Source organism: Mesorhizobium humile, assembly GCF_033977215.1.
Lineage (GTDB): Bacteria > Pseudomonadota > Alphaproteobacteria > Rhizobiales > Rhizobiaceae > Mesorhizobium > Mesorhizobium humile.
On sequence record NZ_JAVIIV010000002.1, the window covers coordinates 462,629 to 479,877 of the forward strand.

At 64.2% G+C, this 17,249-nt stretch carries 11 protein-coding genes; 8 read left to right on the top strand and 3 right to left on the bottom strand.

Features of this window, described 5'->3' with window-relative positions:
- The first annotated feature begins 279 nt into the window (after positions 1-279).
- The 5 genes from RFM52_RS05100 (at position 280) to RFM52_RS05120 (ending at position 8,513) form a co-directional block, all read left to right on the top strand.
- The gene (locus RFM52_RS05100; protein WP_320295433.1) at positions 280-1,077 is read left to right on the top strand and encodes a PopZ family protein; all 798 of its coding nucleotides are present in this window, start codon (positions 280-282) and stop codon (positions 1,075-1,077) included.
- A gap of 236 nt (positions 1,078-1,313) precedes the next feature.
- On the top strand, positions 1,314-4,097 hold the full coding sequence (locus RFM52_RS05105) for a valine--tRNA ligase (protein WP_320295434.1): 2,784 nt from the start codon (positions 1,314-1,316) through the stop codon (positions 4,095-4,097).
- A 363-nt stretch (positions 4,098-4,460) separates the two neighbouring features.
- Positions 4,461-5,684, top strand: coding sequence for an OmpP1/FadL family transporter (locus RFM52_RS05110; RefSeq protein ID WP_320295435.1), 1,224 nt, complete (start codon positions 4,461-4,463; stop codon positions 5,682-5,684).
- A gap of 290 nt (positions 5,685-5,974) precedes the next feature.
- Positions 5,975-7,699, top strand: a complete 1,725-nt coding sequence (gene ilvD, locus RFM52_RS05115) for a dihydroxy-acid dehydratase (RefSeq protein ID WP_320295564.1) — start codon at positions 5,975-5,977, stop codon at positions 7,697-7,699.
- Positions 7,686-8,513, top strand: a complete 828-nt coding sequence (locus RFM52_RS05120) for a tetratricopeptide repeat protein (RefSeq protein ID WP_320295436.1) — start codon at positions 7,686-7,688, stop codon at positions 8,511-8,513. Before ilvD ends, RFM52_RS05120 begins: the two co-directional genes overlap by 14 nt.
- A 324-nt stretch (positions 8,514-8,837) precedes the next feature.
- Here the strand turns inward: RFM52_RS05120 and RFM52_RS05125 are convergent, their stop codons facing one another.
- The 3 genes from RFM52_RS05125 to erpA form a co-directional block, all read right to left on the bottom strand.
- Positions 8,838-9,131, bottom strand: a complete 294-nt coding sequence (locus RFM52_RS05125; RefSeq protein ID WP_320295437.1) for a hypothetical protein — start codon at positions 9,129-9,131, stop codon at positions 8,838-8,840.
- Between the two features lie 69 nt (positions 9,132-9,200).
- Positions 9,201-9,995, bottom strand: a complete 795-nt coding sequence (gene xth / locus RFM52_RS05130) for an exodeoxyribonuclease III (RefSeq protein ID WP_320295438.1) — start codon at positions 9,993-9,995, stop codon at positions 9,201-9,203.
- Between the two features lie 162 nt (positions 9,996-10,157).
- Positions 10,158-10,505, bottom strand: coding sequence for an iron-sulfur cluster insertion protein ErpA (gene erpA / locus RFM52_RS05135; RefSeq protein WP_320295439.1), 348 nt, complete (start codon positions 10,503-10,505; stop codon positions 10,158-10,160).
- A 70-nt stretch (positions 10,506-10,575) separates the two neighbouring features.
- Here erpA and RFM52_RS05140 point away from each other — a divergent pair, with 70 nt between their 5' ends.
- The 3 genes from RFM52_RS05140 to RFM52_RS05150 all read left to right on the top strand — a co-directional run bounded on the left by RFM52_RS05140 (position 10,576) and on the right by RFM52_RS05150 (position 17,171).
- A complete protein-coding gene (locus RFM52_RS05140) occupies positions 10,576-11,805 on the top strand; it encodes a deoxyguanosinetriphosphate triphosphohydrolase (protein ID WP_320295440.1) in 1,230 nt (409 codons plus the stop codon).
- A 61-nt stretch (positions 11,806-11,866) separates the two neighbouring features.
- Entirely contained in the window at positions 11,867-13,624 is a 1,758-nt protein-coding gene (gene argS, locus RFM52_RS05145) for an arginine--tRNA ligase (protein ID WP_320295441.1), read from the top strand.
- A 103-nt stretch (positions 13,625-13,727) separates the two neighbouring features.
- On the top strand, positions 13,728-17,171 hold the full coding sequence (locus RFM52_RS05150) for an SPOR domain-containing protein (protein WP_320295442.1): 3,444 nt from the start codon (positions 13,728-13,730) through the stop codon (positions 17,169-17,171).
- The last annotated feature ends 78 nt before the right edge of the window (positions 17,172-17,249 follow it).

Consider the following 17,249-nt stretch of genomic DNA (forward strand, 5'->3'; position numbering starts at 1 on the left):
CCGACAGCATGTTTCGGCAAAACGCCGCGTGTCCGATGGATGCGCGGCGTTTGTTTTTTCCGATTGGCTGATCGGGCAGCGCTTCGCCTAATCCGTTGAAATCCCCTAATCTGTTGAAATCCAAAGAGTCCCCAGATTGGGGATTCTCGGATGACGATCGGTCGGTTACGCTGTTTGCATTGATTCGAATTTCGGTCGGGGCAGGCCGGAATTCTTGGAATGATCAGGTTCTTGAACAGGTCTGGTCCTTAACAGGTCACTAGGGCGGCGGATGTGACGATGGCGACGGCAAGCAGCGCGCAGCGCGAACCTTCCATGGAAGAGATACTGGCTTCCATCCGAAGGATCATCGAAGACAGCGACACCGGGCGCAAGCAGCCGGCCGAGGCGGGGGAGCTGCGCCAGGATCTGGAACCGGCCGCGGTTGCCGCTCCCACTGTCGAGGTCGACGCCTTTCGTTCCGAATTGCATGCCGACACCGGCCCCCGCAAGCCGGCGACGCTGGCGGAGGTCCAGGCTCAGCTTGCTGCGGCCGATCCGGCGATCGCGCGCGTCGAGGCTCGTCCCGAGCCGGTCAGGGCGGCTCCGGCTGCGGTCGATCCCGAGGGCGCCGAGCCGAGCGCGCAAACCGCCACGAGCAGGCCGGCCGCGGCAAACGCGCCGCAGACGGCCGAGACCATCGTCGCCGATTGGCGGCGCGAAATAGCCGCGGTCGGCGGCAGCACGGTCACTGCGAAACCAGCCGTCCGGGCTCCGGAAGCCGCGCCGAGGGTCGAGATCGAGAGGGAAGAGCCGGCGCTTGAAGCTGCCGCGCATGCCGGCGCTCCCCGAGCATCCGAACCGGAGGCGCAGCCGGCCCGGCCTGCGATCCTTTCCGAGCATACGGGCCGGCAGGTTGCCGCGGCCTTCGGCGAGCTTTCCGATGCTTTCGCCAGCCGCGGCAAGAAGAGTTTCGACGAGATGGCCGAGGAGATGCTGCGGCCGATGCTGCAGGATTGGCTCGACAACAATCTGCCGACGCTGGTCGAAAGGCTGGTGCGCGAGGAGATCGAGCGGGTGGCGCGCGGGGCGCAGTAAGCTGCCGGAATACGAATGCTGAAAGCGCCGCCTTTCGGGGCGGCGCTTTTGCTTTAGGACCCGCCGCGCCCTTGCGAGCGACATGCGTCAGGCGAGCCGCCATTGCGGCACCGGCCGGGATTGCCGCCGTGCGCGTCACGCCTATCTGTGAGAGTGATCGCAGGTCTCGCGGTTGACTTGGCCAAGACCTTCCGATTTACACCGGACGCTTGTTCCCGACAGTTCGGACCTCCTCCATGCTTGAAAAGACATACGACGCCAAAACCGTCGAGCCGAAGATCGCCAAAATCTGGGAAGACGCGGATGCCTTCCGGGCAGGCGCCGGCGCGGAAGAAGGGGCCGAAGCCTTCACCATCGTCATCCCGCCGCCGAACGTCACCGGCTCGCTGCATATGGGCCATGCGCTCAACAACACGCTGCAGGACATTCTCGTGCGCTTCGAGCGCATGCGCGGCAAGAACGTGCTTTGGCAGCCCGGCATGGATCACGCCGGCATTGCCACGCAGATGGTGGTCGAGCGCCAGCTCATGGAAAAGCAGATCCACCGCCGCGATCTGACGCGTGAAGAGTTCATCGAGAAGGTCTGGGAGTGGAAAGCCGAATCCGGCGGCGCGATCTTCAACCAGCTGAAGCGGCTCGGCGCCTCGGCCGACTGGTCGCGCGAACGCTTCACCATGGACGAAGGCCTGTCCAAGGCGGTGCTGGAAGTCTTCGTCACGCTCTACAAGGAAGGCCTCATCTACAAGGACAAGCGCCTTGTGAACTGGGACCCGAAGCTGCTCACCGCCATTTCCGACCTCGAGGTCGAGCAGCACGAGGTCAACGGCAATCTCTGGCACTTCCGCTATCCGATCGAAGGCGAGGCGTTCGACCCTGAGAACCCGAAGACCTTCATCACGGTCGCGACGACGCGCCCCGAGACGATGCTCGGCGACACGGCCGTGGCCGTGCATCCGGACGACGAGCGCTTCACCGATCTGGTCGGCCGCAACGTCGTGCTGCCGATCGTCGGCCGCAAGATTCCGATCATCGCGGACGAGTATTCCGATCCGGAGAAAGGGTCCGGCGCGGTCAAGATCACGCCGGCTCATGACTTCAACGACTTCGAGGTCGGCAAGCGCCACAAGCTGCCTGCGATCAACATCCTGACGGTCGAAGCCGCTATCAAGCTGAAGGACAATGAGGATTTCCTCGCCGGTCTCGAGGTCACGCCGGAGCGCCAGGCCGTATGGGACGAGCTGGACGGGCTCGACCGTTTCACTGCCCGCAGGAAGATCGTCGAGCTGATGGAGACCGGCGGGTTCCTCGACAAGATCGAGCCGCACCGGCATGCCGTGCCGCATGGCGACCGCGGCGGCGTGCCGATCGAGCCGTTCCTGACCGACCAGTGGTACGTCAACGCCGCCGAGCTCGCAAAGCCGGCGATCGCCTCGGTGCGCGAGGGTCGTACCAACTTCGTGCCGAAGAACTGGGAAAAGACCTATTTCGACTGGATGGAGAACATCCAGCCCTGGTGCATCTCGCGCCAGCTCTGGTGGGGCCACCAGATACCGGCCTGGTACGGGCCGGACGGGCACGTCTTCGTCGAAAAGACCGAGGAAGAAGCCTTGGCCTCGGCGGTCGAATATTACCTTGCGCTGGAAGGGCCGTGGAAGGCCTGGGTGGAGGACAAGCTGGAGAATTTCCAGCCGGGCGAGATCCTGACCCGTGACGAGGACGTGCTCGACACCTGGTTCTCGTCGGCGCTGTGGCCGTTCTCGACGCTCGGCTGGCCCGACCAGACGCCGGAGCTCAAGACCTATTATCAGACCGACGTGCTGGTGACCGGGTTCGACATCATCTTCTTCTGGGTCGCCCGCATGATGATGATGGGCCTGCACTTCATGGACGAGGAGCCGTTCCACACCGTCTATGTGCATGCGCTGGTGCGCGACAAGAACGGGCAGAAGATGTCGAAGTCGAAAGGCAACGTCATCGATCCGCTCGACCTGATCGACGAATATGGCGCCGATGCGCTGCGCTTCACGCTGACCGTCATGGCGGCGCAAGGGCGCGACGTGAAGCTCGATCCGGCGCGCATCGCCGGCTACCGCAATTTCGGCACCAAGCTGTGGAACGCGACGCGCTTCGCCGAGATGAACGAGGTCGCGCGCAACGACGAGTTCTGGCTGAACGACGCGAAGCTGCAGGTCAATCGCTGGATCCTGACCGAGCTGACTCGGGCGGCGCGCGCGGTCACCGAAGGCATCATCAGTTATCGTTTCAACGAGGCGGCGGGCGCGGCCTATCGCTTCGTCTGGAACCTGTTCTGCGACTGGTACCTGGAACTTCTGAAGCCGGTGTTCATGGGCACGGACGAGGCCGCCAAGGCCGAGAGCCGGGCCTGCGTCGCCTTCGTGCTGGACGAGATCTACAAGCTGTTGCATCCGATGATGCCGTTCATGACCGAGGAGTTGTGGGCGCAGACCGCGGGCGAGGGCAAGGAGCGCTCCTCGCTGCTTTGCCATGCCGCCTGGCCGTCGCCCGACTTCGAGGACGGCGAGGCCGCCGCCGACATCAACTGGCTGGTCGACCTCGTCTCGGGCATCCGCTCGGTGCGCTCGGAAATGAATGTGCCGCCGGCGGCGATCGCGCCGCTGATGGTGATCGGCGCCAACACGCTGACGCAGGAGCGGCTGGAGCGTCACGCCCAGGCGATCAAGCGGCTGGCGCGCGTCGGCGATATCGCACTCACCGATGCGCCGCCGAAGGGCTCGGCCCAGATCGTGCTCAACGAGGCGACAGTGAGCCTGCCGCTCGGCAGCCTGATCGACCTCCAGGCGGAGGCCGCGCGGCTGCAGAAGGAACTGGCCAAGGTCACCGAGGAGATCGCGCGCCTGCACAAGAAGCTGTCGAACGAAAAGTTCGTCGCCAACGCGCCGGAAGAAGTGGTCGAAGCCGAGCGCGAGAAACTCGCCGAATATCGCGAGGCGCAGGAGAAGCTTTCGGTGGCTTTGACCAGGGTCCGCGACGCCGGCTGAGCGGCAAGAATCGCCCTCGCTCAGGAGGCGCTTTCCGGTACGTTAGCTGCCTCGAAAATGGGCGTGCCGCTACGTTAATTTTGACGTAAACGGAAAGTTTGCGCCCCATTGTTGCCATAATGTAACAATGGGGCCTGCAAGCCCTTAAAATGGCTGTTTTTGCCCTGTTTCGGGGTAGTTTCTTCCGATTTTTTCGATCATTTGACGCTGGTTGGCGCGATTTGGGCGCCAATTGCGGCGCCCCTGACCATGGCAAAAATACGTGCTGTCAAGGTGTACATGTACAGCTCTTGAAAACGTTGTTGCGCCGTTAACCCGAATTGGTTCTAGCTTGAGCCACTTGTATTTCGGGGAGGGATTTCCATGAATATTTTGCGGCTCAAAGCTCTGGCGGGGGCAGGCTGCTTTTCGATCGCTTTGATCGGCGCCGCGATGCATCCCGCGCATGCCGGCGGCCTGGAGCGTGGCGGCTACGACATCGACCTGTTGTTCGATCCGGCGCCGGTCGCGACGGAGGCTGAAGCGACGTATGTGATGCCAGACCGCAAGTACAAGAATGCGCGCGGTCCGCTCGGCTTCAATTTCCTCAGTTCTACTGCGGATGGCGCCGAGCCCTATTGGGTGCCGCGCATTGGGGTCAAAGCCCAAGTTGTGCAAGGCGTCGACTGCATGGTCGACTATTCACAGCCGTGGGGTGCCCACACCGCACCCGGCGCGTCGTGGAATGGCGCTTTTTCCAACGTCGAAACGGATATCAAGAGCAATAACTATGCTGGTACCTGCTCATATAAGTTTGATGCGGGTAAGGGCCAGCTCCGTTTTATCGGCGGCGTGTTCTATCAGGACATTTCGGGGTTCAAGGAAAGCCTGGTGGGCTTCAATCCAGTTGGACCGTCACCGATTGGCCGCGTCGACCTAGAGGCCAACGGTTGGGGCTGGCGCGCCGGCATTGCATACGAAATCCCTGAGATCGCGCTTCGGGCCAGCCTGGTCTACAATTCCCAGGTCAAGCTCGATAACATCTCCGGCACGCTTACGACGCCACGCGGGTCGCAGGCGATCTATGGCTCGACGCAGTATATGCCTGACACTCTGGAGTTGAAGCTTCAATCGGGCATCGCGCCTGGCTGGCTTGCCTTCGGCTCGATCAAGTGGGTCAACTGGAGTGTGCTGCAAAGCGTTCCTATCTGCCCGACTCCCCAAGCCCCATCGTCGGTATGTTTTACGAATGGTCCTGGAGAGGTAACTTCGCTTGACCTGATGTATCGAGACGGTTGGACCGTTTCGGGCGGTATCGGCCATAAGTTCAACGATCAGTGGAGCGCAGCTGGTCAGCTCACCTGGGATCGTGGCACGTCGCATGGCTACGGCGCCCAGACTGACACCTGGACGCTCGGTGGCGGCGTCGCCTATACGCCGCAGCCTAACATTGAGGTTCGCCTAGCCGGCGCGGTCGGCGTGATGACCAGCGGCCACTCCGGCATATTGATTGGCGAGAACGGTAAGATTGTTGGTGCGGACGCCAGCTATGACTTCGGCAACGATCTTGTCACGGCGATCTCGGGCGGAATCAAGATCAAGTTCTAAGTTTCTGAAAATTCAACAAAAAAGGCCGGGCATCGCCCGGCCTTTTTTGTTCGTGACTGTTGCTTCGGCCTCGCCCTTCCGCCCGCTGTTGCAGATTCGCCGCGCAACCGGCGCCCGATGCGATTGTGACGTTTCGGCAACACTTTCTGAACAACCCCTGCTGTAGAAGTCAGACAAAGGGAACTGCCCATTTCCCGCCATAAACCCGGAGCACCCGAGATATGTCCCGGGATGCGTGCCAGGTTGGCGCGGCGATGGGACCGGCCGCGGGGTGTGCGGCAAGGACGATGATGGACGCCAAGGCAATCTCCAAGGCCAAGCTTCCCAGCCGCTACGTGACCGTTGGTCCGGCGCGGGCGCCGCATCGTTCCTACCTCTATGCCATGGGCCTTTCGGCGGCCGAGATCGCGCAGCCTCTGGTCGGCGTCGCCAGCTGCTGGAACGAAGCGGCGCCCTGCAACATCTCGCTGATGCGCCAGGCGCAAGTGGTGAAGAAGGGCGTTGCGGCCGCCAACGGCACGCCGCGCGAGTTCTGCACCATCACCGTCACCGACGGCATCGCCATGGGTCACCAGGGCATGAAGTCGTCGCTGGTGTCGCGCGAAGTGATCGCCGATTCGGTCGAGCTCACCATGCGCGGCCATTGCTACGATGCCCTTGTCGGGCTCGCCGGCTGCGACAAGTCGCTGCCCGGCATGATGATGGCGATGGTGCGCCTCAACGTGCCGTCGATCTTCATTTATGGCGGCTCGATCCTGCCCGGCAGCTATCGCGGCCGGCAGATCACCGTGCAGGACGTGTTCGAGGCGGTCGGCCAACATTCGGTCGGCACGATCAGCGATGCCGATCTGCTGGAGATCGAGCAGGCGGCCTGTCCCTCGGCCGGCTCCTGCGGCGCCCAATTCACCGCCAACACCATGGCGACCGTTGCTGAAGCAATTGGCCTCGCGCTGCCCTATTCCTGCGGCGCGCCGGCGCCCTACGAAATGCGCGACCGCTTCAATTTCGCCTCGGGCGAAAAGGTCATGGAGTTGATCGCCAGGAACATCCGGCCGCGCGACATCGTCACGCGCAAGGCGCTGGAGAATGCTGCGACCGTCGTTTCCGCCACCGGCGGCTCGACCAACGCGGCGCTGCATCTGCCGGCGATCGCGCATGAGGCCGGCATCAAGTTCGACCTGTTCGACGTGGCGGCGATCTTCGAGAAGACACCCTATATCGCCGACCTCAAGCCGGGCGGCAAATATGTCGCCAAGGACATGTTCGAGGCCGGCGGCATTCCGCTCCTGATGAAGACGCTGCTCGACCATGGCTATCTGCATGGCGACTGCATGACGGTCACCGGCCGCACTTTGGCCGAAAATATGGAGCACGTTGCCTGGAATGAGAGCCAGGATGTTGTGCGTCCCGCCAATCGGCCAATCACCAAGACAGGCGGCGTTGTGGGCTTGAAGGGCAACCTTGCCCCCGAAGGTGCGATCGTGAAGGTCGCGGGCATGTCGGAACTGAAATTTTCGGGTCCGGCGCGTTGCTTCGATTCGGAAGAGGAGTGCTTCGAAGCGGTCACGCAGCGCGACTACCGGGAAGGCGAGGTTCTCGTCATCCGCTACGAGGGGCCGCGCGGCGGTCCGGGCATGCGCGAGATGCTGTCGACGACGGCCGCACTCTACGGCCAGGGCATGGGCGGCAAGGTGGCGCTGATCACCGACGGGCGCTTCTCCGGCGCCACGCGCGGCTTCTGCATCGGCCATGTCGGGCCGGAGGCGGCGGTCGGCGGTCCGATCGGGCTGATCAAGGATGGCGACGTGATCTCGATCGACGCCGTGAAGGGCACGATCGAAGTTGCCTTGTCGGACGCCGAGCTGGCGGCCCGGGCAAAGAATTGGAAGGCGCGCAAGACCGACTATCAGTCCGGCGCGATCTGGAAATATGCGCAGACCGTAGGGTCGGCCCGCGACGGCGCGGTGACCCATCCCGGCGGTGCGAAAGAAACACACTGCTATGCGGACATCTGAGGTGTTGAGGTCGTTTGTCCTACCGGCACTGGTCGCAGTCGCGACCTTGGGCGCCGTCGGGCAGGCCGTGGCCTTCGACGACAAGGTGTTTGACGACAAGACCGGCGTGAAGCCGCAATCGAGCCCATGGGCAGTGTTCCAGTTCGGCTTCTCCGCCTACAAGAGCGGCCATAAGGAACAGGCTGTCGAAGCTTATAAATACGCCGCCGAGAACGGCCAGATCGGCGCCACCTGGAAGCTTGCGCGCATGTACGCCGAAGGCGATGGCGTGACGCGCGACGACTATGCCGCCTTCAAGTTCTTCTCGGAAATCGTCGACCAGGATGTCGAGCCCGGCTCGCCGGAAGAGAGCTACGTCTCTGACGCGCTGGTGGCGCTCGGCGACTATCTGCGCAAGGGCATTCCCGGCACCCCGGTCGAGGAGAACGACGTCGCCGCACAGGAATATTACATGCGCGCCGCCGCCAACTACCGCAATCCTAATGCCCAGTTCGAGATCGGCCAGATGTTCCTCAAGGGCGAGGGCGGCGTGAAGGCCAGCGTCAAGCAGGCAGGCCGCTGGTTGCAACTGGCGGCCGAGAAGGGCCATGCCGGCGCGCAGGCGACGCTCGGCAACCTCCTGTTCCAGAGCGGCAAGGTCGTGCGCGGCCTGGCAATGATGACGGCGGCGCTGCAGCGGGCTCCGGCGGCCGATCAGCCCTGGATCCGCAACATGCAGGAAGAGGCTTTCGCCGCGGCCGGCGAGGCCGATCGCCGGACCGCGATCTCGCTCGCGGACGATATCCTGACCAAGGGAAATAACGGCGACCAGTAAGCGCAGGTTTGGCGATAGCGTGCGTGGTAGCTTGGCGCATGCATTCTCTAGTGCAGCGCTGGTCGACCCCCACTCCGTCTCGGCTTCGCCGAGCCACCTCTCCCCCGATCGACGGGGTAGAGGAAAGGCGCCAAGCTTTTTGTCGTCAACGCTCCGTCCAGCAACCCTCCCTTCCTTTCCCCCCGGAGGGGGGAAAGGTGGCGCTGCGAAGCAGCGACGGATTGGGGGAACCACGTGGCAATCAAGCCTCGGCCTGATCAGGCACGCCAGTCACGGAAGATGTGTGCGTAGCGTAACCTGGATGGTGGGGAGATCGGCGGCGCTTCAGTTCTCGGTCGGCTCTGTCGGCGCCGGACCAGGCGTCGGAGTCGAGAGCGATGTCGGGTGCGGTTTGGGCGCTTCCCCCGGACATTCGTCCTTGATCCTGGTCCAGGACGTGTTGTTGAGGACCATGTCGCAACGCGCGAGGTGACTTTCGCCGGCAATAGTCAGGCACGCCGTCTGGCCGACATCGAAGGATTTGCCATTGGCAAGACAGGTCGGCGCCGCCAGCGATGGCGTCGGCGCGGCAAGCGCCAAAGCAAGGCCGACCGGCCGAAAAGGAAATCGGATCGCCATTCAACCCCCACAGCAATCCATATCAAAGACGGGATTTGTGGCGAGATCAGGTCCTGACGGCAGGACGTCTCAGGCCGGCTGCAGGCTGAGCTCGATCGCGACCGGCACGTGGTCGGACGGCTTTTCCCAGGCGCGGACGTGCTTTTCCACCGAGGCCGACGCAAAACGGTTGGCGGCTTCCGGTGACAACAGCAGGTGGTCGATGCGGATGCCGTTGTTCTTCTGCCAGGCGCCTGCCTGATAATCCCAGAAGGTGTAGACGCCGGGCGAGTCGGTCACACTGCGCACCGCCTCGGTGAAGCCGAGATTCTTCAGCCGCCGGAAGGCTTGCCTCGTCTGCGGCTGGAACAGCGCGTCGCCCAGCCAGTTTTCGGGAAAACGGGCATCGGCCGGTTCCGGGATGACATTGTAGTCGCCGGCCAGCACCAGCGCCTCTTCCAGGCGCAGTCGCTCTTGCGCCCAGCGCTCCAGCCGCGCCATCCAGGCCAGCTTGTAGGGAAACTTCCGCTCATCGTCGATCGGATTGCCGTTCGGCAGATAGAGCGAGACGACGCGCAGGGCGCCCTGGTCGGTCGAAAAGACGCCTTCGATGAAGCGTGCATGGTCATCCGCGTCGTCGCCCGGCAAGCCGCGGTTGACCTCGTCGAAAGGAAGCTTCGACAGGATCGCGACGCCGTTGAAGCTCTTCTGGCCATTGGTCTCGACATTGTAGCCCAGCGCCTCGATCTCGGCGCGCGGGAACTGCTCATCGACCGTCTTGATCTCCTGCAGGCACACGATGTCCGGCGCGCTTTCGGTCAGCCAGTGGGTGAGGTTGCCGATGCGGGCGCGAACGCCGTTGATGTTCCAGGTGACGATCTTCATGCAGGCCTCGATGCTGTTCGGACGGAAGGCGTTCGACGAAGCCGATCGTATTGCCTGCGCCGGCCTTTAGAAAGGCCGTCCATTCGCATTCCTGCCAATACCCGGCGACAGCCATGGGCTACCCGGTTCGCACCGGTCATAGGCCTGCGAAGTCTCGGTCGATCAGATTGAGAAGCTGGTGCCGCAGCCGCAGGAAGCAACCGCGTTCGGATTCCTGATCTGGAAGGACTGGCCCATCAGGTCGTCGACGAAATCGATCACCGAGCCGCCCATATAGACCAGCGACAGGTCATCAATCAGGACCGTCGCGCCATCCTTCTCGATGGCGACGTCGTCATCGTTCGCACCTGCGACGAGATCGAACTTGTAGGAAAAGCCCGAGCAGCCGCCGCCTTCGACGGAGACCCGCAGAGCCGTCTTGCCTGGTTCGCTGGAGACAATCCTGGCGATCCGCTTGGCCGCAGCATCGGTCATTTCGACCTTCATGGCAGTCTTGGCATCCGCGCCCATCGGCGTCACCTTGCTTTCGGTTTCACATGATAGGTATGAAGCAGGCAGGCCTGAGTCAACTGGTGGGTCAATGAACGAGCGGCAGGGCAAGGATGCTCTCGGCGACATCGGGTTCGGCGATCGGCCGCGCGCCGTCTATGCGAGCGACCCGGCGCGCTCGCGCGGGCGCCTGTTCGAGGAGCCCGAAAGCCCGACCCGCACGCCGTTCCAGCGCGACCGCGACCGCATCATCCATTCCACCGCTTTCCGCCGGCTGAAGCACAAGACGCAGGTCTTCGTCGCGCATGAGGGCGACCACTACCGCACGCGGCTGACGCATTCGATCGAGGTGGCGCAGATCGCGCGTGCCTTGGCACGGGCGCTGCGCGGCGACGAGGATCTCGCCGAAGCAGTCGCCCTGGTGCATGATTTCGGCCACACGCCCTTCGGTCATACCGGCGAGGACGCGCTCAACGAGAAGATGGCCGCCTGGGGCGGTTTCGATCACAACGCCCAGTCGCTGCGCGTGGTCACAAGGCTCGAGCGCCGCTATGCCGAATTCGACGGGCTGAACCTCACCTGGGAAACGCTGGAAGGGCTGGTCAAGCACAACGGCCCGCTGACCGATGCGAGCGGGAAGGGGCTCAAGGGTCCGGTGCCGCAAGCGATCCGCGACTATTCCGAGCTGCACGACCTCGAGCTCGACCGTTTCGCCGGCATCGAGGCGCAGTGCGCCGCGATCGCCGACGACATTGCCTACAACAACCATGACATAGACGACGGCCTGCGCGCCGGCCTGCTGACGCTGGACATGCTGGGGGAGGTCGGCTTGCCCGGCTCGATCCTGAGAGGCGTTCGTGAGCGATATCCCCAGCTTGACGACGTCCGCACCGGCCACGAGCTGATGCGCCGGCAGATCACGCTGATGGTGGAGGATGTCATCGGGTCGACCACCGCCAATATCGAGCGCCTGAAACCGGACAGCGCCGATGCGGTGCGCGCGGCGGGCGAGACCTTGGTGACCTTTTCGACAGGCATGGCCGCGGCGGAGAAAGAACTGAAGGCTTTCCTCTACAAGCACCTCTACCGGCATCCGGAAGTGATGCGGGTGCGGGCCGACGCCGAGCGCATCGTGCGCGAGCTGTTCGACGTCTATTTCGCCGATCCGCGCGTCATGCCCGATGGCTGGCGCGAAGGGCTCGACCGGGCCGAGGATCGCATCAAGGCGCGCAGCGTTGCCGACTTCCTGGCCGGCATGACCGACACCTATGCGCTCAAGGAGCATCGGCGTCTGTTTGACCATACGCCCGATTTGAGCTAGGGCGAGCCTCGATTTTGCCGGCCATCGAGCCGGTCGCCTCTTAAAGCCCAGAGCATATCCAATGAATATCTTCGCCGATTTCAACGCGCGGATCGTAAAGGCCGTCGAAGCCCTTGACCTGAAAGACAAGGACGGGGCCGCGCTCGACCTGTCGCGTATCGCGGTCGAGCCGCCGCGCGACGCTAGCCACGGCGATCTCGCAACCAACGCGGCGATGGTGCTGGCCAAGCCCACTGGACAGAACCCGCGCGCGCTTGCCGAAAGACTGGCCGAAGCGCTTCGCGCCGACGCGGACGTTGCCTCAGCCGATGTCGCCGGGCCGGGCTTCGTCAATCTCAGGCTCAAGGACGCGTTCTGGCACACGCATCTGACAGCGCTGCTTGGCGAGGGGCGCAACTATGGCCGCTCGACCATCGGCGGCGGCCGCAAGGCCAATGTCGAATATGTCTCGGCCAACCCGACCGGGCCCATGCATGTCGGCCATTGCCGCGGCGCCGTGGTCGGCGACGCCTTGGCCAATCTGATGGCCTTCGCCGGCTACGACGTGACCAAGGAATACGTCATCAACGACGCGGGTTCGCAGATCGACGTGCTGGGACGCTCGGCGTTCCTGCGCTATCGCGAGGCGCTCGGCGACAATATCGGCGAGATCCCGTCCGGTCTCTATCCGGGCGATTATCTGGTCCCCGTCGGCCAGGCGCTGGCCAAGGAATTCGGCCGTGGCCTGCTGCAGATGCCGGAAGATGAAGCGCTGGCGATCGTCAAAGACCGCACCGTCGATGCGATGATGGCGATGATCCGCGAGGATCTGGCGCTGCTCAACGTGCACCACGACGTGTTCTTCTCGGAGCGCACGCTGCATGCCGACAATGCCAGGAAGATCCGGGCGGCGATCGCCGACCTGACCCTCAAAGGGCATATCTACAAGGGCACGCTGCCGCCGCCCAAGGGCGAGAAGCCGGACGATTGGGAAGACCGCGAGCAGACGCTGTTCCGCTCGACCGCGGTCGGCGACGATATGGACCGGGCGCTCGTCAAGTCGGATAGTTCGTTCACCTATTTTGCGGCCGACGTCGCCTATCTGAAGGACAAGGTCGAGCGCGGCTTCGTCGACCTGATCTATGTGCTTGGCGCCGACCATGGCGGCTATGTGAAGCGGCTCGAGGCGCTGGCGCGGGCGGTTGCCGGCGATACGGTCAAGCTCACCGTGCTGCTTTGCCAGCTCGTAAAACTGTTCCGTGACGGCGAGCCCGTCAGGATGTCGAAGCGGTCCGGCGATTTCGTCACCTTGCGAGAGGTGGTGGACGAGGTCGGCCGCGACCCGATCCGCTTCATGATGCTTTACCGCAAGAACGACGCGCCGCTGGATTTCGACTTCGCCAAGGTCACGGAGCAGTCGAAGGACAATCCGGTGTTCTACGTGCAGTATGCGTCGGCGCGTTGCCATTCCGTCTTCAGGCAGGCGAGCGAGCAGCTTGGCGAGGCAAATTTCGACCGCAACCGGCTCGCGGCTTCCGTGGCTGCGCTGACGGACGAGGGTGAGATCGCGCTGATCCGGAAGCTGGCTGAATATCCCCGGCTGATCGAGTCCGCGGCGCTTTCGCTGGAGCCGCACCGGCTCGCATTCTACCTCTACGATCTCGCTTCCGGCTTCCATGCACAGTGGAATCGCGGCCATGACAACCAGGACTTACGTTTTGTTAAGGTTAACGACCGAGAATCAACCTATGCCAGACTAGGGCTGGTGCAGGCTGTTTCGGATGTTTTGACCTCCGGCCTGACGCTGATCGGGGCAGACGCGCCCACTGAAATGCGTTAGGTTTAACTAAAAAACCTGTCACCTTTTGCCCACATTGCGCTGGTAAGGGCCAACCCTGCGCGACGTCCATGGCGTCCGACTGTGTGCGAGTTCGGGAACAATAATGGCAGACAGAACCCCGCTGAAAGTAGCCGACCACAACGATATCGCCGACGATGATCCGTTCGCGGAGCTGACCCGGATCATGGGTTTCGATCCGCGCCAGCCGGCGAGGCAGCCGGCCCCCGCGGCCGAGAAAGCCATGCCGGCCCATCAGACCGTGGAGGAGGGCGATTTCGACATCGACCTCGAGAAGGAGTTGATGGGCGAGTTCGATTCCGCCGAGGAAAGCGCTCCGGTCGCTCAGCAGGCTGCCATACACCAGATCGGCAATCAGCCGGCCTTCGAGGCTGCCAGCGCCGCCAATGACGATGAGCTAACTGCTTCCTTCGAGCAGGATTTCGTGTTCGACGACGCGGCGGATCATGCCGATTTCGCCGTGGCCCGTGCGCCGGAGCCGGATTTCGCGCCGGAGCAGGAGGTTGCGCCGGAGGCGCATTTCGCATCCGAGCCGCATTTCGCGCCCGAGTCACAAGAAGCTCCCGAGCCGGAAGTCGCTTTCGACGATGATTTCGACAAGGCCGTCGCCAGTTCGCTGGATGTCTCGCCGCTCGAGGACGAGCTTCCGATCGATCAGGAAATGGCTGCTTCGCTGGATCAGGATTTCCAGCTCGACCATCACGAACCCGCGAATCTCGACTATCGCGAGCCGGCCGACGCCCGTCAGGACGCCGTCGAAGCCGTGCAGGCCGCGAGCGAGGAGGCGTTCGACGCCGATTTCGACAATGCGGTCCAGATGTCGCTCGAAGACGAGTTGTCGTTTGAGAGCCACGAGCCGGAGCAGCACGCCCAGGCCGTCGAGCCAGTCGAAACTCAAGCGGCTGCGCCACTGATTTCCGAGGATGATTTTGCCGGTCATTTCGACCAGGCGATGAGCGATGCCGATGTCAATCTCGGTCAGGCTCAGGATGTTCAAGAGCCGGAGCTTGACGACGAGCCTGCGCCGATGGTCGAGGCGCCGACCGAGCCGGCCCATTTTGCCGCCGAACCGGAGTTCCCGGCGCCCGAACCTGCCGCCGCGCTGACCCTCGATGACGATTTCGAACTGAGTTTCCGCGATGCGCTGAATGAGGAGCCGCAAGCTCCGGTCGTCGAGCCCGCTGCCCGGTCGCAGCCGGTCGCGGTTGAGCCGGCTCCCACCGTCGCCGCTCCGGTTCCGCCTGTCGCCGCCGTCGAGCCGGCCAAGCCGGCAGCCAGCGAGCGCAGCCTGGAAGACGAGCTCAATGCGCTGCTCGGCGCCATGACCGCGCGGCCGATGCCGGTGGTCAAGGAGCCTGCTCCCGCGCCGCGCCTGGTTGCGGAATCCGCGAGCTATGCTGGCGGGAAGGCGGCAGCCGACGATCTCGACTGGGATATCGACGAGCACCAGCCGGCGCAGAACGGGCATGGCGCTCAGCCGGCAGAGAGCGACATGGACGACCTGCTTGCCGGCGAGCTCGATCGCCAGGATTTCTCAAGCTCGGCCGAGGCCGATGTTGATTTCGATGACGATTTCGGTGCCGCTTTCGCTCGGAGTATCGAGGCTGAGCGGGCGGCAGCCGCCACGGCGAGGTCTCCGGTAAATTCCTCCGATTGGCTGCATTCGACGCCTGCGGAATCAGCCAGGTCGTGGAGCCGTTCTACCCCGACCTCCGCTCCGCCGGCGCAGGCTTCGTTTGCCGCGCAGCCGTCGCCCTCGGCTCCGGCGCAGATGGCCGCGCCCCCGGCGCCGGTACAGATGGCGGCGCCTTCGGCGCCAGTGCAGATGGCCGAGCCGACCTATCGCAGCGAACCGGCAACGGATTATGCCGCCTATGCCAAGCCGGCGCAGTCGCCGGCGTCTCCGCCGCGGCCCGGCCAGCATGACGACGTGCCGGATGTCGAGACGGTCGATGTGCCGGAGCGCGTGGTGGCGCTCGCGGACGACCTCGACATTCCGGAGCTCAGCTTCGAGGAAGATCAGCCGGCGGCCCCCGCTTACGACGATCTCGATGCGGAATTCGCCAGCCTGCTCACCGACATGAACGCGACGGAGATCGCGTCGGCGCCGACGCAGAACCGGGGCTATGACGACGAATCCTACAGCGCCGGCTTCAATGGCTACGACCGTCGCGATTTGCGCGCCGAGGCTCCGGCGGCTCCGGTGGCCCCGGCTTCGTTTGCCGTCGCGAACGATTATGACGCCGACGACCTGCCGGGCAGCCGGCCGGTTTCGCAGGCGGAGGATTTCGCCGCCGACGAGCTCGACTACGATCCCGAGCTCGAGGAAGCGATGGCGATCCCCGGGCTTGCCGAGCGCGCGGCGGCGCAGCCGCGCCGGCGCGGCGTGATGATCGCGGCGCTGGTCGGCGCCGTGGTGGTTCTCGGCGGCCTTGGCGCGCTGGCCTTCTCCTTCGGCGGCAAGGGTGGTGGCGAGGCTCCGGTGATCGTCAAGGCCGACAATTCGCCGATCAAGGTGAAGCCCGAAAACCCGGGCGGCGCGGTGGTGCCGAACCAGGACAACAAGGTTTATGACGCGGTGGCCAAGGGCGGCGGCGCGACGAAGCCCGCCGAGTCGGTGCAGCAGAAGCTGGTGAACACCACCGAGCAGCCCGTGGACCTGGCGTCGAAGGAACCGCCGCCGAGCCGGGTCGTCGATCTCTCGCCCAACGACAACGACGCTGCGGCCGGAACTGGCGCCGCCGACAATTCGGACACAGCCTTGCCCGGCGTCGCGCAAGCGGCTGCGCCCAAAAGCGCGCAACCTGCTGCGCCGGCGAGCGCCCAGCCGGCAGCACCGACGCCGAAGTCGGAAGACCGCATCGCCCAGGTGCTGCAGCAGGATGCCGACAACGGCGCCAGCAACGACGTCGTCGCGGTCGCACCGCGCAAGGTGAAGACCATGATGGTGAAGCCTGACGGCTCGCTGGTGCCGCGCGAGGACCCGGCTCCGGCCGCGCCGAAGGTCGCGGCGGCCGAGCCGAGCGATCCCGCGCCGCAGCATGTCGCGCCGGCCTCCGACGGCCAGCAGACGGGAACCGTGGCTTCCGATACGGACCAGGCCGATGCGCCTGCCGTCAAGCCGGCGAAGCCCGCGAAGAAGGCTGAAGCCAAGGCGCAGTCGACCAACACGCCGGCGGTGGTGCCGGTGGCGCCGGCGCGTCCGTCCGACCAGCCGGTCGATATCGTCGGCGAGGTCAAGCCGGACCAGGTCGCTTCGATCGATCCGGCGGCGGCAGCGGGCGGCGGCTCGTGGTCGATGCAGATCGCCTCGCAGCCGACGGTCGAAAGCGCGCAGTCGACCTATCAGGACCTGCAGCGCCGCTATGGCAGCGTGCTCTCCGGCCGCACCGCCAACATCGTCAAGGCCGAGGTCGCTGGCAAGGGCACCTTCTACCGCGTCCGCGTCCCGGCCCAGTCACGCAACGATGCGATCAACCTTTGCACCAGCTACAAGGCGGCCGGCGGCAACTGCTTCGTATCGCGCTGACCTGTCCAGCCTTTCAAGCCGGCGCCGCCGCAAAGCCGCGCCGGCTTTTCGTTGTGGACGGTTGTGGCCTTTGGCGTG